At 65.7% G+C, this 20,753-nt stretch carries 13 protein-coding genes; 5 read left to right on the top strand and 8 right to left on the bottom strand.

All coding sequences use genetic code 11. From position 1 onward, the window contains the following. Positions 1–71: 71 nt before the first annotated feature. Positions 72–851, top strand: a complete 780-nt coding sequence (locus tag HAP48_RS31110) for an enoyl-CoA hydratase (RefSeq protein ID WP_166203739.1) — start codon at positions 72–74, stop codon at positions 849–851. An 85-nt stretch (positions 852–936) separates the two neighbouring features. On the opposite strand, the gene HAP48_RS31105 is transcribed toward HAP48_RS31110, so the two are convergent. After that, positions 937–2,799, bottom strand: coding sequence for an acetyl-CoA hydrolase/transferase C-terminal domain-containing protein (locus HAP48_RS31105; protein ID WP_166203738.1), 1,863 nt, complete (start codon positions 2,797–2,799; stop codon positions 937–939). Positions 2,800–3,041: 242 nt separating this feature from the next. Here HAP48_RS31105 and HAP48_RS31100 point away from each other — a divergent pair, with 242 nt between their 5' ends. Further along, positions 3,042–4,460, top strand: coding sequence for a TolC family outer membrane protein (locus tag HAP48_RS31100; RefSeq protein WP_175612241.1), 1,419 nt, complete (start codon positions 3,042–3,044; stop codon positions 4,458–4,460). A 138-nt stretch (positions 4,461–4,598) separates the two neighbouring features. Then, the gene (locus tag HAP48_RS31095; protein WP_166203736.1) at positions 4,599–5,567 is read left to right on the top strand and encodes an amidohydrolase family protein; all 969 of its coding nucleotides are present in this window, start codon (positions 4,599–4,601) and stop codon (positions 5,565–5,567) included. Here HAP48_RS31095 and HAP48_RS31090 read toward each other — a convergent pair. The 3 genes from HAP48_RS31090 to HAP48_RS31080 all read right to left on the bottom strand — a co-directional run bounded on the left by HAP48_RS31090 (position 5,560) and on the right by HAP48_RS31080 (position 11,615). After that, on the bottom strand, positions 5,560–8,694 hold the full coding sequence (locus HAP48_RS31090; RefSeq protein WP_166203735.1) for an efflux RND transporter permease subunit: 3,135 nt from the start codon (positions 8,692–8,694) through the stop codon (positions 5,560–5,562). The two genes, HAP48_RS31095 and HAP48_RS31090, sit on opposite strands and share 8 nt — an antisense overlap. Before the next feature lie 115 nt (positions 8,695–8,809). After that, positions 8,810–10,057, bottom strand: coding sequence for an efflux RND transporter periplasmic adaptor subunit (locus HAP48_RS31085; RefSeq protein WP_166203734.1), 1,248 nt, complete (start codon positions 10,055–10,057; stop codon positions 8,810–8,812). Between the two features lie 151 nt (positions 10,058–10,208). After that, the gene (locus tag HAP48_RS31080; protein WP_166203733.1) at positions 10,209–11,615 is read right to left on the bottom strand and encodes a CoA transferase; all 1,407 of its coding nucleotides are present in this window, start codon (positions 11,613–11,615) and stop codon (positions 10,209–10,211) included. Between the two features lie 95 nt (positions 11,616–11,710). Here HAP48_RS31080 and HAP48_RS31075 point away from each other — a divergent pair, with 95 nt between their 5' ends. Beyond that, positions 11,711–11,998, top strand: coding sequence for a hypothetical protein (locus HAP48_RS31075; RefSeq protein ID WP_166203732.1), 288 nt, complete (start codon positions 11,711–11,713; stop codon positions 11,996–11,998). 777 nt (positions 11,999–12,775) lie between these two features. Here the strand turns inward: HAP48_RS31075 and HAP48_RS31070 are convergent. After that, positions 12,776–13,312, bottom strand: a complete 537-nt coding sequence (locus tag HAP48_RS31070; protein WP_166203731.1) for a GlcG/HbpS family heme-binding protein — start codon at positions 13,310–13,312, stop codon at positions 12,776–12,778. Between the two features lie 217 nt (positions 13,313–13,529). Here HAP48_RS31070 and HAP48_RS31065 point away from each other — a divergent pair, with 217 nt between their 5' ends. After that, positions 13,530–14,300 (top strand): SDR family NAD(P)-dependent oxidoreductase, encoded by a 771-nt coding sequence (locus tag HAP48_RS31065; protein WP_166203730.1) that lies wholly within the window; start codon positions 13,530–13,532, stop codon positions 14,298–14,300. A 178-nt stretch (positions 14,301–14,478) separates the two neighbouring features. On the opposite strand, the gene HAP48_RS31060 is transcribed toward HAP48_RS31065, so the two are convergent. The 3 genes from HAP48_RS31060 to HAP48_RS31050 are packed head-to-tail and all read right to left on the bottom strand — an operon-like array spanning position 14,479 to position 20,514. Next, positions 14,479–18,048, bottom strand: a complete 3,570-nt coding sequence (locus HAP48_RS31060) for an error-prone DNA polymerase (RefSeq protein ID WP_166203729.1) — start codon at positions 18,046–18,048, stop codon at positions 14,479–14,481. Further along, the gene (locus tag HAP48_RS31055; protein WP_275948991.1) at positions 18,045–19,829 is read right to left on the bottom strand and encodes a Y-family DNA polymerase; all 1,785 of its coding nucleotides are present in this window, start codon (positions 19,827–19,829) and stop codon (positions 18,045–18,047) included. The genes HAP48_RS31060 and HAP48_RS31055 overlap by 4 nt, the downstream gene beginning before the upstream one ends. After that, on the bottom strand, positions 19,720–20,514 hold the full coding sequence (locus tag HAP48_RS31050; RefSeq protein ID WP_166203728.1) for an ImuA family protein: 795 nt from the start codon (positions 20,512–20,514) through the stop codon (positions 19,720–19,722). The genes HAP48_RS31055 and HAP48_RS31050 overlap by 110 nt, the downstream gene beginning before the upstream one ends. Positions 20,515–20,753: the final 239 nt, after the last annotated feature.

Here is a 20,753-nt window from a genome sequence, read left to right as displayed (position 1 = left end):
CGTTTCAGCCACTTGAAGCGCATCCCGCCAGCGGGCACATTGCCCGCCAAATCAGCACGGGGTTTGCGTCTATGGCTACGTTCGAATTCATCATCGTCGAAAGCAAGGGACCGGTCGGCGTCATCACCCTGAACCGGCCGAAAATGTTGAATGCGCTGTCGTTCGGCGTGTTCCGCGAGATCGCCGCGGCGGTCGACGATCTCGAGGCCGACGACAAGATCGGCTGCATCCTGATCACCGGCAGCGAGAAGGCCTTCGCGGCCGGCGCCGACATCAAGGAGATGCAACCGAAGGGCTTCATCGACATGTTCAACAGCGACTTCACCGCGATCGGCGGCGACCGCGTGGCCCGTTGCCGCAAGCCGACTATTGCGGCGGTCGCAGGCTATGCGCTGGGCGGCGGCTGCGAACTAGCGATGATGTGCGACATCATCATCGCCGCCGACACCGCCAAGTTCGGCCAGCCGGAAATCACCCTCGGCACCATTCCCGGTATCGGCGGGACGCAGCGCCTGACCCGCGCGATCGGCAAGTCGAAGGCGATGGATCTCTGCCTCACCGGGCGGATGATGGATGCCGCGGAAGCCGAGCGCTCGGGCCTCGTGTCGCGGATCGTTCCGGCCGACAAGCTGATGGAAGAGGCGCTCGCCGCAGCGGAGAAGATCGCCTCGATGTCGCGTCCGGCCGTCGCGATGGCCAAGGAAGCCATCAACCGCGCGTTCGAGACGCCGCTCGCGGAAGGCATGAATGTCGAGCGCAACCTGTTTCACTCGACCTTCGCGCTCGAGGATCGTTCCGAGGGCATGGCGGCCTTCATCGAGAAGCGCAAGCCGGTCAACAAGAACCGCTAAAGCATGATCCGGAAAAGTGCGAAGCGGTTTTCCGAACAAGATCATGCTCAGACAATCAGCTAGAGCACGATGATCTCATCGTGCTCTAGCTTGCCCGGCTCCGTTGCAATGCTGCGGTGACGAGCGCGCGATAGGCGCGCTCGGCAAAATGCGTCGGCTTGTCGAGACCGAGCCGCGCCAGGCATTCGCGGCCGGCAGCATCGGGCGGATGCCGCATGCCCTGCCACAGCAGGCCCGCGAGTTGCAGCGGCGTGCGCTGCGCCTGCTGCAATATCTGCAAAGCCGGAATCAGCCGCTGCTCGACGTCGGTGAAATCGCTGCCGAACGGGAATGACGGCAGAAGCCCAGCGTCGCGCGCGGGCTTCAGCGCGTCGCTGATCCGCTCGGGATAGTTTTCGCGATGCGCGGCCGGGATCTCGTGATTGCGCGGCAGCTTGCCGGCATCCATGGCCTGCCGCATCAGCTCGCCTTGGAAGCGGGAATCCGCCACCTGCAGCATCGCTGCAATGACATCGGCGTCGGCCATCCCTCTGACGTCAGCGACCCCATATTCGGTGACGAAGATGTCGCGCAGGTGGCGCGGAATGGTTTCGTGGCCGTAGGACCAGCGGATGTTCGACTGCGCTTGTTTGCCGGACTGGCGGGTCGCCTCCAGCGCCAGCACGGAACGTGCGCCTTCCAGTGCGAATGCCTGCGCGACGAAGTTGTACTGGCCACCGACGCCGCTGACAACCTGGCCGTTCTCCAGACCATCCGAGATCGCAGCGCCGAGAAGCGTCGCCATCATCGCGTTGTTGACGAAGCGCGCATCGACGCGGGCGCGGCGCTTGCCGTCCTCGTCGCCGAAGATCTCGTTGGTGAAGGACACCGGCATCATCTGGATACGCGCCAATTGCTCCGGTGGCATCTCGCGCAGCGCCCGGTAGAACGATTGCGGGCCCAGGAAGAATGCGCCGTGCAGGATCACGCCGCCAATGTCGCGCTTGAGGATGCCGGCGTCGATCAGCCCAAGGAACGCCTCGAACAGCATCTCGCTGACACCATAGAGGCCCTTCTCGAACGGCGCGGTCTCGGCCGCGCCGAGCTGTGCGCGACCGGGCGCAAGGCGCTGCATGATGCCGTGGAATTGGGCGTTGTCGCGATGGCGGACCACGAGCCCCTGCGCCAGCGCATCACCGACTTGCCCGATCCCGATCTGCAGCGTGCCGCCGTCGCGGACCAGACCGGCAGCATGCAAACCGATCGCGTATTTGGTGTCGCTGATCGGCTCGGACGGCGGCGCGAACAGCGGGAAATCGGTGTCGGGACTGTCGAGCACCGCGGCGAATTCATCGGCCGGCAAATCGCCCGGCCCGGGCATGAACGGCAGCTCGGAATTGACCTGGCCGATCAGCTTGAACGACGCCCGCCCCTGCGCGCGCGCCCGCAGCACATCGAGCGTCGTGTCAGTGTTGCAGCTCAAACTGTAGCGCGGCACGCCGTCGACCACGCGCTTGGCGACGAGCTGGGGAACGACATTCAATCCGCGCGACAGCAGGTATGACGCCGCATGGGTGTAGTTGGCGGAAATGTAGTGCTGCTGGGCGAACGGCTGATGCAGCCACTGCCCCGCGAGGAAGAAGAACTCGATCACCTTGATGTTGGGCGGCAGCGCGCCACGATGCAGCGCCTCCGCATAGGCGAGATCCGGATAACCGCCGAACAGGCGATCGATCACCGGGCCGATAAAGCGCCGTTCGAGCAGGCTCTTCGGCTTCGGCTTTTCCAGCGTCAGCGCGGAGAACAGCGTCAGACTGATGGAGCGGTCGGCCACCGCGCGCGCGTACAGCGCGTTGACGATGTGGTTGGCCTTGCCGAGGGCGAGCGGCAGCCCGACCACCAGCTCGGTTCCGACGTCACGAACGATGTGCTCCGCGATCGCCTCGGGGTCGGAGAAGAATTTTGGCATCAGCAATGAACCCGGAGCGGACAGTGGATAACCAGCGCCGCTGAATCGGCGGCGGATCGTTCGAACTTATACTTCATATGCCTGACACGTTCGCCTGTGACGAACCGGCAACAGACAAGAACTGAAATGATGTGCAGATGTCGCGTGGCGGTTTGCCTGTGGCGGCACGGCCCCCTAAACAGGTAGATGTGTCGGCGGCGTCGGCGGAGACGGACTGCCGGGGTTTTGGTTTGCGGGATCACATGGTTGAGCGTGCCGCGAGGGTTGGCGATGTAGCGAGGCGCGTGCTTTTGTCGGGCATCGGCCTCGGCGCCCTGGCATGTGCGCTGCTGGCTGATACCGCTGCCCGCGCCGAGAGCCTGCCCGAAGCCCTGGTCAAGGCGTATCAGACCAATCCGCAGCTCAATGCCGAGCGGGCGCGGCAGCGCGCCACCGACGAGAACGTGCCGCAGGCGCTGGCCGCCTACCGCCCGCAGATCATCGCCGGCCTCTCGGTCGGCCTTCAGGCGGTGCGCGACCAGCTGCCGGGCAACGTCATCCAGACCGCGACGCTGAAGCCGTGGCAGATCGGGGTCACGGTGACCCAGACCCTGTTCAACGGCTTCAAGACCGCCAACAGCGTCCGCGTCGCCGAACTGCAGGTGCAGTCCGGCCGCGAGGCCCTGCGCAATGTCGGCCAGGGCGTGCTGCTCGACGCCGTCACCGCCTATACCAACGTGCTGGCCAACCAGACGCTGGTCGAGGCGCAGCGCGCCAACGTGAACTTCCTGAAGGAGACCCAGGCGATCACGCAGCGCCGCCTCAATGCCGGCGACGTCACGCCGACCGATACGGCCCAGGCAGAGGCCCGGCTCAACCGGGGCCTCGCCGATCTCAACGCCGCCGAGGTCAACTTCGCGATCAGCCAGGCCACCTATGCGCAGGTGGTCGGCAATCCGCCCTCCCAATTGCGTCCCGCCGAGACCATCGACCGGCTGTTGCCGCGCAGCCGCGAGGATTCGATCGCGCTTGCGCTGCGCGAACACCCCGCCGTGACCGCGGCCGGCTTTGACGTCGACGTTGCCTCGACCTCGATCCGCGTCGCCGAGAGCAGCCTGATGCCGAACGTGAACGTGCAGGGCAGCGTCAGCCGCAGCCGCGACAGCGATCCCACGCTCGGCACCTTCGGCACCGATCAAGCCTCGGTGATCGGCCAGCTCACGCAGCCGATCTACGACGGCGGCACCGCGGCCTCGCAGACCCGGCAGGCCAAGGAAGTGGCGGCGCAGAGCCGGCTCGTGCTGGATCAGGTCCGCAATCAGGCCAAGACCGCCGTGGTCAGCGCGTGGGTCGCCAACGAAGGCGCCAAGATCGCCGTGTCGGCCTCCGAGTCCGAGGTGAAGGCTGCGGAAGTTGCGCTGGCCGGCGTGCAGAAGGAAGCCGCCGGCGGCCAGCGCACCACCGTCGACGTGCTCAACGCCCAGCAGGATTTGATCACGGCACGGGCACGCCTGATCGGCGCGCAGCGCGACCGCGTGATCGCCTCCTACACACTGCTCAGCGCGACCGGACGGCTCGACGTCAAGACGCTCAATCTCAAGACGCCGGACTATCTGCCCGAGGTGCACTACCATCAGGTCCGAGACGCCTGGCACGGCCTGCGCACGCCGTCGGGACAATAGGCGTTGCGGAACCGTTCGCACATCGAACCGGCCCTTCCCGCCCGCGCTCTCCGCCGATAACCTCCGCCCCCGCCGGCAACCGATAATGCCGGCGCGCGGTTCACGCGCATAACAGCCGAGCACGCAGGGAGACGTCCAATGCTGACGCGACGCGATATGATGCTGGCTTCCATCGCAGCCGGAGTGACCATGACCAGCAGCAACGCTTTTTCCAAGCCAACGCAACCATCCACCCCGGTGAACTTCGACGTGCCTGCCGGTGCGTGCGACTGCCACACCCACATCCATGGCGATCCCGACAAGTTCCCGTTCTTCGCCGGCCGCGTCTATACGCCGGAGCCGGCCTCGCCGGGGGAGATGAGCGCGCTGCACAAGGCGCTGCATATCGAGCGCGTGGTGATTGTGACGCCGAGCGTCTACGGCCCCGACAATTCGTCGTCGCTGTTCGGCATGACGGCTCGCGGGCCGACGGCGCGCGGCATCGCCGTGATCGACGACAAGACCAGCGAGGGCGATCTCGACGCCATGCACAAGGCCGGCTTCCGCGGCATCCGCCTCAACCTCGCGACCGGCGGCGTCAACGACCCCAATGTGGGCCGGCAGCGCTTCACGGCCGCGATCGAGCGTATGAAGGCACGCGGCTGGCACGTGCAGCTGTTCACCAGCCTTCCCATGATCACCGCGATCAAGGACCTGGTCGCGACAGCTCCGGTGCCGGTCGTGTTCGACCATTTCGGCGGCGCCGAGGCCGCGCTCGGCACCGGCCAGCCGGGATTTGCCGACCTGCTCGAGCTCGTCAAGTTGGGCAAGGCCTATGTCAAGATTTCCGGCGCCTACCGCGCCTCCAAGCTCGCGCCGGACTATGCCGACGCCACGCCATTGGCGCAGGCGCTGATCGCGGCCAATGCCGAGCGCATCGTCTGGGGCACCGACTGGCCGCACCCGGATTCGGTGACGCCGCAAGGCAAGAAGGTCACCGACGTGACGCCGCTGTACCAGATCGACGACGGCCGCCTCCTCAACCAGCTGCCGGTCTGGGCGCCGGACGCCGCGGTCCGCAAGACCATCCTGGTCGACAATCCGGCACGGCTCTACGGCTTCACCTGACGTTGTCCTTCGGCCGGCGCGAGAAATAGGAGATCAGCACCGGCAGCGTGATCAGGATGACGAGCGGCGCCAGCATCATGCCGGTGACGACGACGATGGCGAGCGGCTTCTGCACCTGGGAGCCGATGCCCTCCGACACCGCCGCCGGCAGCAGGCCGACGCCTGCCACCACGCAGGTCATCAGCACCGGACGCAGCTGCAACTCGCCGGTGCGGATCACCGCGCGCATCCGGTCATAGCCTTCGTCGATCAGCTGGTTGAACTGCGACAGGATGATGATGCCGTCCATCACGGCGATGCCGAACAGCGCGATGAAGCCGATCGCCGCCGACACGCTGAACGGAATCCCCGAGATCAGAAGCCCGAGCACGCCGCCGAAGATCGCCATCGGGATCACGCTCATGGCCAGCAGGGTGTCGACCATCGAGCCGAAGTTGAAGAAGAGCAGCACCGCGATCAGCGCCAGGCTGATCGGCACCACGATCGACAGCCGCCTGATCGCATCCTGCAGATTGCCGAACTCGCCGACCCACTCGACACGCGAACCCGGCGGCAGCTGCACCTGCTCCTCGATCTTCTGCTGCGCCTCCCGGATCGCGCTGCCGAGGTCGCGCTCGCGCACCGAGAACTTGATCGGCAGATAGCGCTCCTGCTGCTCGCGGTAGATATAGGCCGCGCCCGAGATCAGCTTGATCGAGGCAACCTCGCTGAGCGGGATCTGGGTGATGCCGCCATTGGCGTTCGCCACCCCGATCCTTAAGTTCTGGATCGCCTCCGCGCTCTTGCGATATTCCGGCGCAAGCCGGACGATGATCGGGAAGTGCCGGTCGCTGCCGGGCTCATAGAGGTCGCCGGCGCTGTCGCCGCCGACCGCGACCCTGATCGTGGCGTTGATGTCGCCCGGCGACAGGCCATAGCGCGCGGCACGCGCCCGATCGACGTCGATCTGGATCGTCGGCTGCCCGAGCGAGGTGAACACCGCAAGGTCGGTGACGCCCTGCACGGTCGACAGCACCGACTTGATTTTGTTGGCGGTGTCGGTCAGCGCCTGCAGATCGTTGCCGTAGAGCTTGATCGAGTTCTCACCCTTCACGCCGGACACCGCTTCCGAGACGTTGTCCTGCAGATATTGCGAGAAGTTGAATTCGACGCCCGGGAACTTCTCCTGCAGCTGCGTCAGCAATTGCGCGGTGAGCACGTCCTTGTCGTGGGTGCCGGGCCATTCGCCGGCCGGCTTCAGCGGCGCGAAGAATTCGGCGTTGAACAGGCCGGCCGCGTCGGTGCCGTCGTCGGGACGGCCGTGCTGCGACACCACCGCCACCACCTCGGGACGGCTGCTGATCAGTTTCCGCATCTCGTTGACGTAGGCGTTGCCTTCCTGCAGCGAGATCGTCGGCGGCAGCGTGGCGCGGATCCACAGATTGCCCTCTTCCAGCTTGGGCAGGAATTCGAGGCCGAGGAAGCGCGCGAAGATGATGGTCATGACCACGAGGCCGGCCGCACCGGCCATCACCATCTTGCGGTTGGCGATCGCCCAGTTCAAGACCGGCAGGTAGATCGCGTCGAGCTTCTTGACGATCCACGTCTCGGTCTCGTGGATATGCGCCGGCAGGATGATCGCGCTCAGCGCCGGAGTTACCGTGAAGGTCGCCAAGAGTCCGCCGGCCAGCGCGTAGGCATAGGTGCGCGCCATCGGGCCGAAGATGTTGCCCTCGACGCCGCTCAGCGTGAACAGCGGCAGGAACGCGGCGATGATGATCGCGGCGGCAAAGAAGATCGAGCGCGACACGTCGGCCCCCGCCGACAGGATTGCGTGGCTCTTCATCCCCATCACCGTGTCTTCGGAGATGTGCGCCTGCTCGGCTTCCGACAGCGCCGTGGTCTGCGACAACCGGCGGAAGATCGCCTCCACCATGATCACGGTGGCGTCGACGATCAGGCCGAAATCGATCGCGCCGACCGACAGCAGATTGGCGGACTCGCCGCGCAGCACCAGGATGATCACGGCAAAGAACAGCGCGAACGGGATCGTTGCGCCGACGATCAGCGCGCTGCGCAGATCGCCGAGGAAGATCCACTGCAGCAGCACGATCAGGAGGATGCCAACCACCATGTTGTGCAGCACGGTGTGGGTGGTGAGCTCGATCAGGTCCTTGCGGTCGTAGATGCGCTCGATCTTGACGCCCGGCGGCAGGATCGAGGAATGGTTGATCTCGTGGACGAGTTGCTCGACGCGGGTGATGGTCGGCGAGCTCTGCTCGCCACGCCGCATCAGCACGATGCCCTGCACGATGTCGTCGTCATTGTCGAGGCCGGCGATACCGAGCCGCGGCTTCTCGCCGATCGTGACATGGGCGATGTCGCGGACCAGCACCGGGTTGCCGCCGGACTGCGAGACCATGGTGTTGGCGAGGTCGTCGATCGAGCGGATCAAGCCGACGCCGCGCACCACGGCCGATTGCGAGCCGATGTTCACGGTGTTGCCGCCGACATTGATGTTGGCGTTGGAAACCGCCTGCAAGACCTGCGGCAGCGTCAGGCCGTTGGCGACCAGCTTGTTGAAGTCGACCTGGATCTCGTAGGTCTTGGTCTTGCCGCCCCAGCCGGTGACGTCGATCACGCCGGGCACCGCGCGGAAGCGGCGCTGCAGCACCCAGTCCTGCAGCGTCTTGAGGTCGAGCACGCTGTAGTTCGGCGGCCCCTTCAGCCGGTAGCGGAAGATTTCGCCGATCGGGCTGAGCGGCGAGATGCCCGGCAGCACATTGCCCGGCAGCGGCGCGAGCTGCGAGAGGCGGTTGAGCACCTGCTGCAGCGCCTCGTCATAGGTGTAGTCGAAGGAGAACTGCAGCTTGACGTCGGAGAGACCGTACAGCGAGATGGTGCGGATGGTCTTGAGGTTCTTGATGCCGGCGACCTGGGTCTCGATCGGGATCGTGATGTAGCGCTCGATCTCCTCGGCCGAGAGGCCCGGGCTCTGCGTCACAATGTCGACCATCGGCGGGGTCGGATCGGGATAGGCCTCGATGTTGAGCTGCTTGAACGCAAGCAGGCCGCCGATGAAGACGGCGACGAACATGGCCACCATCAAGTAGCGGCGATTGACGGCAAGGGCGACGAGGCGATCCATTCAGATCGGCACTTTCAACTGGAAGGGACTATTCTTGTTGAGCATGATCTCCGCGCAAACGCGTTCCGCGTTTGTCGCGAGGGAAAACCGGTTTCCACTTTTCCGGATCATGCTCTTACGTGCCGGACGCGGCGCGGTCGATGAAGAGGCTTCCCTTCGTCACGATCTGCTCGCCCGGCTTGAGATTGCCGGCCACCTCGACGAGGTCACCATTGATGAGCCCGGGCTTGATCTGGCGCAGCTCGATCGTCTTGTCGTCGGCTCTCGCGACCCAGACCCGCACCTGGTCGCCCTCGTAGATCAGCGCCTGCTTCGGCACGCCGACCGCCGGATGGTCACCCTTGGAAAAGAGCGTCACATTGGCGAACATCTCGGGCTTCAGCCGATTGTCGGCGTTGTCGATGGTGGCGCGGACCAGGAGCCGGCGCGAGGTCGCGTCGATTGCGGCAGCGACATAGTTGACGCGGGCGGTCAGCACCTTGCCCGGCAGCGCCATCACGCTGAAGGAGAGATCCTGCCCGACCGCAACGCTGTCGGCGTCGGATTCGCGGACAAAGGCGATCAGCCAGACCGTCGAGAGATCGCCGATCACGTAGACCGGGTCGCTGGCGCCGGTCGAGACATACTGGCCGGGGCCGGCCTTGCGCTGGACCACGGTGCCGCCGATCGGCGCGAACACCGTCGTCTCCGGATTGAGGCGGCCCTTCTGCTGCAGCGTCACGATAGCATCGTCGCCGAAGCCGAGGATGTGCAGCTTGTTCTGCGCCGCTTCCAGCAGCGTCTGCGCCGAGCGCGCATCGTTCTGCGCCTGCACCAGCGCCGTCTGCGCCTGCTGATAGTCTTTCAGCGGGATCGCCTTGCCCTCGGACAGGTCCTTGGCGCGCTTCTCCTGGATCTGCGCGAGGTCGAGCGCCGACTGTGCCTTGTTGAGGCCGGTCATCGCCGCGACGTAATCGTTCTGCGCCTGCACGGTGTCGGCCGCCTCGATCACGAACAGCGGCTGCCCCTTCACCACAGAATCGCCCGGCCGCACCAGCAGGCGGGTGACGCGCCCGGTGTAGGGCGAGTAGACCGGGGTGGAGCGGTCCTCATCGATCCCGATCTTGCCCTCGGTCACCAGTTCGGAGCGGAAGGTGTGCTCGGTCACGTTCTGGAAGGTCAGGCTGGCCCACTCGGCCGGCGACGGCGAATAACGTGTCCCCCCCTTGCGGGACTGGCTGGAGACTTCCGACGATGTCTGCTTGTCCGAGCCGAAACGCGTATAGCCGTAGGCGCCCGCGCATGCGGCCGCCAGCACCGCAGCGGCCACGAGCAGGCGCGGGCGGCTAAAGCTCTGCATTCTCTTGGTAAACTCTTTCAGCATGCGGTCCGCGGGGTCGATCGTTGCAGCGTCCGGCGGGACAGCCCCAGCGGTGCGCTAATAGTGCCGAATTGGCGTTTCAAACAACCAAAAAATCGCACTTCGGCGGTGCCTGTCGTTAAAGTTTGGATACCCTGAACGACTGCTGAATGTCTCATCCGGGAAACTCCGGGGCTGGAAACTCCGGAGTATGGCTGCCGAGCGGCATCGCCGGACGGGACCAACGGGCCGGGGTCCTCGACAGGACGGCCGCGTGCCGGACCGAACTCAGCGTGCCAAAGCCGGACGAAACCTGCTCTATGAAGGGCTGCACCGCATCCGCCTTGAGGTCCGCGGTCGCAAGGCCCGCTTCGAGCCGGCCGAGATTCCACAGCCAGCGCCCGGTCTGCGCCAGCGACACCCGAACGTGCCAGCTGCCGCCCTCGCGCGCCTGGCGTGCCCTGGCCATCATGGCGCCGAACGCCATCAAATATCCGGTGGCGTGATCGAGCATCTGGGCCGGCAATTCTTTCGGGCCCTCGATGCCGGCCGCCTGTCCCTCGGCATGATTGAAGCCGGTCGTGGTCTGCACCAGCGAATCGAAGCCGCGGCGTTCGGCCCACGGTCCGGCATGGCCATAGGCCGAGAGCGTCACATAGACGATCCCGGGGTTGATGCGCGCGGCGTCCTCCGGCGAGAAGCCGAGGCGCGCGATCGCCTGCGGACGATAGCCCTGGGAGAGAATATCGGCCTGCGCCACCAGTCCGCGCATCACCCGCCGCCCCTCCTCGCTCTTCAACTCGACGAAGCCCGTGAGCTTGCCGCGACCGGTGTCGATGGTGAGCCAGGGGATCGCCGGCAGATCGGGGCCGGAAATCAGCAGCACGTCGGCGCCATGCGCGGCGAGCGTGCGGCCGGCAACGGGGCCTGCGATCACGCGCGACAGATCGAGCACACGGATGCCGGCCAGTGGCCGGTCGCCGGCGGGCCACGGCTTTGGCGCGGCCTCGCCGATCTTCTCGATCGAGATCAGCGGCAGTTTTGCGAGTTCTTTGGCATGCGGGGTCGCCGACCATTCGTCGTGCGAGCGCATCAGGGCGACGACGCCGCCGGCGGCATAGGCCGCGGTCTCGAACGCCTCGCCATCCCACTGCATCAGCGCGGCCTGGACGTCGTCACGCTCGGCGTTGCAGCCCAGCACCTTGCAGACGGCGTCGCGATGATGCGGGAAATTGGTGTGGAGGCGGACGAAGCGTCCGTCTCTAACGCGATAGACGCCGGCGATCTTGTCCCAGGCCGGTGGCGGCGGCTTGTCGTCGACGCGCAGATAGCGCTCGCTGCGGCATTCGACGACGGCGTGGCGCATGTCGACCGCGACCTCCTGCCGCTCGCCGCTGCGCGCCTTCCAGATCTCGGCCGCGGCAAGCCCGGCCGCGGCGATCGGCGCCTGCGCCGCGGCTGCGACCCGGAACGACGACGGCAGCTGCGGCTCGCTGCCGGTCAGCCGGACCGCGTCGAGCGCGGACGGCGCGCCGCCGGCGCCGGTCCAGATATCGGCGAGGATTTCACGGATGCCCTGCATGCGCATTCCTCTTTGCGATTATTCTATGCCTGCGCATGATGACAATAAGGCGGTGCTCGAACCCGACCGTCATACTTAGCTCTGCAGGAGTTGCAATGGCTGCCATCGATCCCCTCACCGCCGGCGCGGTCTTCATCGCAACCGCGGCCACCGACGCGGTCTATGTCATGTTCACCTCGGCAGTCGTGGCGCGCAAGCGCGTGCCGGCGGCGACCTGGAGCAGCATCTGGTATCTGCTCTCCTCCTATGCGGTGATCAGTTACACCGAAAACTGGGTCTATGTCGCCTTCGCCGCACTTGGCTCGTGGGTCGGCGCCTATGCATCGATCACGTTCCTGCATCGGCCACCGGGCGGACCGCCGGTCGGTGCGGCGGTGGAGTAGTGTAGCTGGTTGAAGCACGCGATACCCTACTCTCGGCGTCGTCCCTGCGAAAGCAGGGACCCATAACCACAAGCGTTCGTCGTTGAGCAAGCTGTGGCGGCAGCGTCTCAAGACAATTGACGCTTGTGGTTATGGGTCCCGGGTCGCGCTTCGCTTGCCCGGGACGACACCGAATTTGGGGGGCACTTGTAAGCTCCACGTCAGCATTCTCGTGTAAGGCACACCTCAGCACTCTCGCGACATGATCGTCCGAGCGTTGCGTTTTGTCGTGCCCTCTTGCGATCAGAGGGTGCAGGGAAAGCCGGGTGCCGATTGCACCCATGGGTCCCGTGCAACAAAAAGCACGGGAGGTAGGACCACAGGTGTAACCGGAGCAATCCGGCTTTCCCTGCGCGATGGTTTTACGGCTTACTTCGTGCTCTCCCCGGCGAGACTGGGCTTGTTTGTCACCGCCTTCGCAAGAACGCTTGCGCGTTCTGCGGGGGACACCGGCCACTAGGGCGTCAGGACCACACGACTTCACCGTCCGCCTCATGCGCACTCGTCAGTTGCGCATTCCGCGTCCACCGCATCTCGACCCACGTTCGTGACGACCGCGAAGCGCCCCTCGATCGGGTGAGACGGACGCATTGAACATCTGAGTTGGGTCACACGTCAAGTTAAATTCTGAAAAGCCGAACAAAAAATCAAACGCCGGGATTCACGGCTCGTAGAATCGTCCTCGTCAGAAGTACTTCTGCCGGACCGAAGCTCCGGCAGAAGCATCACGCCGTTAGCTCACTCCAGCGCGGCCTGGCCGGCGAGCGAGATCACATTGTCCTGCGAGCCCGAACCGCCGCTGACGCCGATGGCGCCGACGACCTTGCCGCCGACGATCAGAAGATTGCCGCCGCGCGAGGCGACCACGTCGTCGAGCGTCGCGAGATAGGAGAAGTATGCTCCCTTGCCCATCAGGTTTTCGAACGCCAGCGTGGGCCGGCGATAGCGCGTCGTGGTGCGCGCCTTGTGCTGCGAGACACCGATCGAGGCATATTGGCAGTTGTCTTGCTTCTCGAAATAGACCAGCTCGCCGGCCGGATTGACGACCGCGATGCAGAACGCATTCCAGTGTCGCTTTTGCGTCTCGGCTACGGCCGCGGAGGCGACCTTCTTGGCGGTCTCCAGATTGATCGGCTCGCCATAGGGCGGCGGCGCGAGCGCATCGGCGACGACGTCGTTCGGATTGTCGGGATTGGGCGCCACTTGGGCAAACGCGCCGGTGGCGGTAGCGAACGCGACGCATGCCGCGCCGATGAGCGCAGTGAAATAACGCATGGAGTGCTCCCGAATGGTTGTTGTTGCAGACCCCGGATCGATCGTCCGGGCGGCGGGACGATAGCAATTGATCCGCGGCGCACAAGGCGAGATCGGATTGGGTGCACCGCGATATTCGCCTGGGTACAATGAAAATCGCATGGCGCGAGGGAATATCGAGGTCGCGCGGTGCTGCGATGGACGTTACAGTCCGCGCGCATCAGCAAGGGACATGCAAATGGATCTGGGTTTGAAGGGACGAAACGCCGTCGTGCTCGGCGGCACGCGCGGCATCGGGCGGGCGATCGCGGCGACGCTGGCCGGCGAAGGCGCGGGCGTGGCGGTCTGCGCCCGCAATGCCGAGCAGGTTGCGGCCGGCGTGGCCGAGTTGAAGGCTGCGGGCGTGCGCGCCACCGGCGAGGCCGTCGATATCACCGACGGCGCCGCGCTGAAATCGTGGATCACTGACGTCGCGACGGAGCTGGGCAGCATCGACATGCTGTTCTCCAATGCCGGCGCCATGGCGCAAGGCGGCGATCCGGCATCGTGGGAGCAGAATTTCCGGCTCGACGTGCTCGGCGCGGTGAACGCCTTCGAGGCGGCGCGTCCATTCCTCGAGGCGAGCGGCGAAAAGACCGGCGATGCTGCCTTCGTCATCATCTCGTCGATCTCGGCCGCGCAAGCCGATCGCGCCGGCTCCTACGGCCCGATCAAGGCGGCACTGGTGCATATGGCGAAGGGACTGGCGCGGCAATACGCGGCGAAGAAAGTCCGGGTCAACGTGGTGTCGCCGGGCACCGTGTATTTCAAGGGCGGCGTCTGGAACATGGTCGAGCAGAACGCGCCCAAGATGTACCAGGACGCACTGGCCCGCAATCCGACCGGCCGCATGGCGACGCCGCAGGAGATCGCGAGCGCAGCGGTGTTCCTGGCGAGCCCGATCTCCTCGTTCACAACAGGCTCGAACCTCGTCGTCGACGGCGCGATCTCGAACCGGGTGAATTTTTAGGGGAACACGACATTCATGGTCGCCCCGTCATCCTGAGGAGCGCGCATCGCGCGGGTCTCGAAGGATGCGCGGCCCACCTACAACCGCGCGGAGAAAGTCGGGGCCGTCGACCCTTCGAGACGGCCGCTCCGCGGCCTCCTCAGAGTGACGGTGAGAGAGCGTCGCCGTAGCTCGACCCTCAATGAAAATCGCGTGACGGCGGCAGGATGCGGACGTTGCGGGGGTGGCGGATCTTTTGCGGCGAGTTATCGCCGTGGTCGCGACGGTCGTCGTTGAGCGGCTCGATCAGCGCCGGGCCTGCCGGCACCGGATGCTTGCGACTGAGGGATTCGTTGGCGAGGCCGATCAGATCGTGGGAGCGGTCGGTCATGCGCTGCGCCACCAGATGCGTGACGCCCTCCGGGCTGCTCTGGATGTAGCCCTCGACCAGGATCAGGCGCGCGCCCATTACTTCTTTCCGATATTGCTCCATCACCTTCGGCCACACCACGATGTTGGCGATGCCACTCTCGTCCTCCAGCGTCATGAACACGACGCCCTTGGCGCTGCCCGGCCGCTGCCGCACCAGCACGACGCCGGCGCAGCTGACGCGGCGGCGGTCGTTGCTTTGGTTGATGGTGTGGCAGGCGACCACGCGCTCCCTGGTGAACATCTCGCGCAAAAATTCCATCGGATGGCCCTTCAGCGACAGGCGGATGGTCTGATAGTCGGCGACCACCTGCTCGGGGCGCGGCATCTCCGGCAGCGGTTTTGCGCCTTCATCCGGCTGCTCGCGCGCGGTGGCGGCCTCGAACAGCGGCAGCGGCACGTCGTCGGGTAGCCGCCGCACCGCCCACAGCGCCTCGCGGCGGTCGAGCCCGAGCGAGCGGAACGCATCGGCATCCGCGAGCAGGATCAGCGCGCGCTTGGGCAGAGCGGTGTCGCGGGCAAAATCTTCCAGCGAGGTGAAGGGCCGGCGGTTGCGCGCGGCGACGATGCGGTCGGCCCAGTCTTTCTCCCCGTCCAAGGCCGCGCGGGAGGTGGGCGGGTTCCCTCCCCCCTTGTGGGGTCCGAGGCGAGCGAAGCTCGCTCTCGAGGTTAGGGAGAGGGGTAAGCCGCACGGGCGGTGGTCGTGGCTTACCCCTCTCTCCAACTCTCCCCCACAAGGGGGGAGAGAGCCCATCCATTCGTGCTTCCCTGACTCATACACGTTTACGCTTCGCGCACTCCGCAGCGCCTGCTGGGCCTTCAACCTCTCCTCATCCTCATCGAGCCAATGAAACCCGTCGATCTGGCGGAAGCCCAGCCGTACCGCGCAATGCTCCCCGTCGCGCTCCTCCAGCGTGTTCTGCGCAAAGCTATGGGAGACATCGACCTCGCGCACCGTGACGCCGTTGTTGCGGGCGTCGCCGACGATCTGCGCCGGGGCATAGAAGCCCATCGGCTGCGAGTTGAGCAGGCCGCAGCAGAACGCATCGGGATGATGGTGCTTTAGCCATGAGGAGATGTAGACCAACTGGGCAAAGCTCGCGGCATGGCTTTCCGGGAAGCCGTAACTGCCAAAACCCTTGATCTGGTCGAAGCAGCTGCGGGCGAAGTCTGGATCGTAGCCGCGCGCCACCATGTTGCCGACCAGCTTCTCCTCATAGCTGCCGATGGTGCCGAGGTTGCGGAAGGTCGCCATCGAGCGGCGCAGGCCGTTGGCCTCCTCCGAGGTGAAATGGGCCGCCTCGATCGCGATCCGCATCGCCTGCTCCTGGAATAGCGGCACGCCGAGCGTCTTGTGCAGCACATTGTAGAGTTCGTCCTTGTCGCCCTTGTCCGGCGACGGCGATGGATAGCTGACCTTTTCCTGGCCGTTCCGCCGCCTGAGATAGGGATGCACCATGTCGCCCTGGATCGGACCGGGGCGGACGATCGCGACCTCGATGACGAGATCGTAGAAGGTGCGCGGCCTCAACCGCGGCAGCATGTTCATCTGGGCGCGGCTCTCGACCTGGAACACGCCGAGCGACTCGCCGCGGCACAGCATGTCGTAGACTTCCTTTTCGTCCTGCGGGACCGAAGCGAGCTCCCAGTGTTCGCCCTTGTGGTCGGCGATCAGGTCGAAGCATTTGCGGATGCAGGTCAGCATGCCCAGCGCCAGCACGTCGACCTTCATCATGTGAAGCGCGTCGACGTCGTCCTTGTCCCACTCGATGAAGGTGCGGTCGTCCATCGCGGCGTTGCCGATCGGCACATAGGTGTCGAGCCGGTCCTGGGTCAGCACATAGCCGCCGACATGCTGCGAGAGATGGCGCGGAAACTCGATCAGCTCGGTGGCGAGCTCGACCGCGAGGTTGATCATCGCATTCTTGGGATCGAGCCCGGCCTGGCGCACCTGCATGTCGTTGAGGCCCTTGCCCCAGCTGCCCCACACGGTGTCGGCGAGCGCCGCGGTGACGTCCTCGGTCAGCCCGAGCGCCTTGCCGACGTCGCGGATCGCGCTGCGCGGACGATAATGGATGATGGTGGCGATGATCGCCGCGCGATGCCGTCCGTAGCGGCGGTAGACATATTGCATCACCTCCTCGCGCCGCGAATGCTCGAAATCGACGTCGATGTCGGGCGGCTCCAGCCGCTCCTTGGAGATGAAGCGCTCGAACAGCAGATCGACCTTGGTCGGATCGACCGAGGTGACGCCGAGCACATAACAGACCGCCGAATTCGCCGCCGACCCCCGCCCCTGGCACAGGATGTTCTGGCTGCGCGCATAGTGCACGATGTCATGCACGGTGAGGAAGTAATGCGCGTATTTCAGCTCGGCGATCAGCGCGAGCTCCTTGTTCAGGGTGGTGCGAAGTTTTTCGTCGATCTCGCCGCCGAAATATTTGTCGACGCCGGCCCAGGTGAGGTCCTCCAGATGCTGCTGCGCGGTCTTGCCCGGCGGCACCGGCTCGTCGGGATATTGATATTTGAGCTGGTCGAGCGCGAAGGAGATGCGTGCAGCGAAGCGCATGGTTTCCGCGATCGCATCAGGGAGATCGCGGAACAGCCTGATCATCTCATGCGCCGGCTTGAGATGCCGCTCGGCATTGGCCTCGAGCCTGCGGCCAACAGCCTCGATCGTGGTCTTTTCGCGGATGCAGGTCAGCACGTCCTGCAACGGACGGCGCGCGGGATGATGATAGAGCACCTCGTTGGTGGCGAGCAGCGACACACCGGCATCAGTGGCGAGACCATGCAGCCGCGCCAGGCGGCGCCTGTCGTCACCGCGATAGAGCAGGCTTGCGGCGAGCCAGACGCCATCGGCGGCGCTTGCCTTGAGTTGCGCGAGCAGATCGAGCGCGTCAGCCGCGTCGAAACGATGCGGCAGCGCCAGCACCAGAAGCTGGCCCTCTGCAAAGTCGAGCAGATCGGACAGAGCGAGCCGGCAATCCCCCTTCTCGATGCGCTCGATGCCGCCGCCGCGCTTGCCGCGGGTCAGCAACTGGCACAGCCGGCCGTAGGCGGCGCGGTCGCGCGGATAGACCAGGATGTCGGGCGTGCCGTCGATGAAGACGATGCGGGCGCCGATCAAAAGTTTTGGCGGATGGGCGACCTTCTCGCTGTTGAGCTCCTTCCAGGCGCGCACCACGCCGGCCAGCGTGTTGTGATCGGCAAGCCCGATCACGGGAATCCCGAGTTCACTCGCCTGATGCACATAGGCGCGCGGATCGGAGCCGCCGCGCAGGAAGGAGAAATTGCTGGTGATGCCGATCTCGGCATAATCAGGCGTTGGCGTATTCATGCGAACAGCCCGTGCACATACCAGGTGGCGGGCAGCGGCTTGCCCTTGTCGTCCCGCAGCTCACTCTCGTAGAGACCGTCGCGGAAGATCCAGAAGCGCTGGCCTTCGGCGTCCTCGACGCGGAAGTAATCGCGCGTCAGCGACATGCCGTCCTGCTTCCACCATTCCATCGCGATGCGCTCGGGGCCTTCGACCCGCACCACGTCGTGCTGCGCGCGCCGCCAAGTGAATTGATGCGGCGGACCGTCGGGCACACTCGCGAACGGCACCTTGATGGGTTCGGGCCGCTCGAATAGTCTTAAGGGCCGCAGCGGCGGCTCGCCGACGGCGCGTTCCGGCCAGGCGGCGGCGCTGGCCGCGGCCAAATGATGCTGCGCCGGCAGCGCGAGCGCGGATCGTTCGGGGATGTGGCTCTCCAGCGGCAGATGCACGACGACGCGTTTTCCGCCGATGCGGGCGGCGATGCGGTCGATCAGCGCCGAGACCTCGTCATTGTCGTGCACGGTGGTATCGAGATCGCGCTGCTGCTGCACCACGATCTCGGTACGCCCTGCGGCAAGGCGGATGAGATCGAAGCCGAAGCCGGGATCGAGGGGATCATTGAGCGCATCGAGCCGCTCGCAGAACAGGCGGTCGATCATCTCGGGCCGCGTCACCGGCCGCCCGGTCTCGACCATGATCGCACGCACCGCGCCGTCGGTGCGGAAGAAGCTCGCCTCCAGCTGCCGGGCGCCCTTGCCCTGCTTGTCCATCGCCGTCACCAGCATCTTGGCGAGGCTTTGTAACGTCAGCGCGATCACGGTGTCGGTCACGACCGGCTCGGGGAAACGCTTCTCGACGATGTAATCGGGCAGCGGCTTGCGCGGGCTGATCGGGGCATCGCCCTGCCCGAGCGCGTGACCGAGCAAGGTCGTGAAGGCTGCGCCGAACCGCGCAGAAATCTCGTGCGGCGCGCGCGAGGCGACATCGCCGATGGTCTTCAAGCCGGCGCGGCGCAGGCCGGTGGTCACAGCACCATCGGCGCCGAGCGCCGACACCGGCAGCGGGCCGACCGCCTCTGCTTCCGCGCCGCTGGCGACGATCTGCCCGGAAGTATAACGCGTCAGCGTGCGCGCCGCGATCGAGGTGCCGGCAATGGCGGCGCTGACAGCAAAGCCGCGCCGGCTCAGCGCATTGGTCACGATCTGCAGCAGCGTGCGCTCGCCGCCGAACAGATGCGCGCAGCCGGTGATGTCGAGGAACAGCCCGTAAGGCGGATCGAGCGCGACCAGCGGCGTGAAGCGGTCGCACCAGTCGGCGATGTCGTTCAGCGTCTTCAGATCGGCGGCGGGATCGGCGTCGTAGACCGTGAGCTCCGGACAGATCGCCCGCGCATTGGCGAGCGGCAGCCCGATCGACAGCCCAGCCCGCACCGCCGCGTCGTCGATCGCTTGCAGCAGGATCGCGTTGTGGTCTTTTGCGACGACGACGCTGGGCGCGTTGCTGCCTAACCCATTCGTGAGGGACGCATCAGCGGATCGGTTCCCTCCCCCCTTGCGGGGGAGGGCTAGGGAGGGGGGTGAGCCCCACGGGCGGTGCTCGTGGCTACCCCCCTCTCCAACTCTCCCCCACAAGGGGGGAGAGAGCCCTACCACCGCCCGTGTGTCGTTCTGCGAGACGTGGTCCCGAGCATCAGCTTGCGAGGCGATGTCCTGCGCGAGCTTGCGCTTGATGCGGTCGATGGGCAGGCGTGGCAGCCACAGGCTGAGGATACGCCGACGGTTCACTGAATTGGCACTCATCACACTTCCATTCCATGATCCATCGCCCGACCGGGCCATGACGATTGCGCACGAGTTCGGCGTCGAAGCGCGGCGCGCCCCAGGCGCTTGCGGCATTGCCGGGCGGCGAATGCGCCGCGCGCACGATCCAGCGCGTCTCCGCGGTCGAGGGGATCGCCGTCGCCGCGATCCGCAGCACCAGCGCGGTAACGCCGGAGGCTTGCGCGGCCAGGGTCAATTTGCGGCTGGCGACGAGATCGAGCTGGCGCGCATGGCCCCAGACCTCGAGCACGACGGCGCCGAGCGCATCGCAAGCGAGCGCGTCGGCCGCGGTGCGCAGAGCGCTGTCGACATCGGCGGCGCGCACCGTGACCAGCAGGCGCGGATCGAGGCCGAGCTCGGCGAGCCCGCGCATCGACAGCGCGCCGTTTTCGCGATCGGAAAAATCCTGCCGCACCCAGACCAGCGGCTTGCGCGCTGAGAGCCGTCCGGCAAGCCCCGCGATGAAACCGGTCGCCGCTCCGCTTTGATGGCCGGCCGCGAACACCTCGTGCAGCGCGGCCGCCGCAAGCCCGCCGCGCAGCATCGCGTCCGCGCTGGTGTGACCGAGCGCAATGCAGTTCGGCATCGCCGCCTCCGATGGCGCCTCGATGCGCGCGATGCTGCCGCGCAGAGACGCAAGCGTACCCGTGCGTGCGCCGTTCATATGCGCCGCTCCTTCCCGTCCAAAATTTGAGGCCGTCACTGATCCGAACAGAGAACCAGGGACAGGCTCAGTTGTTCATGATATGTTCTAATATAAAGCTAACAGGGCCGGCAGAGTCAATCGGATTGGTGAGCTCCGTGATTCATGAGCGGAATCAATGGGATTCAGGAGCGGCCGAACTGGACGCCGCCGGTTCGCCCGCGGCGTCAGGCGCGACAGCCCGGAAACTGGCGGCGTGA

Source organism: Bradyrhizobium septentrionale, from assembly GCF_011516645.4.
GTDB lineage: Bacteria > Pseudomonadota > Alphaproteobacteria > Rhizobiales > Xanthobacteraceae > Bradyrhizobium > Bradyrhizobium septentrionale.
The sequence above is the reverse complement of the archived record's forward strand: the minus strand, read 5'-3'. Positions and strand labels throughout refer to the sequence as shown.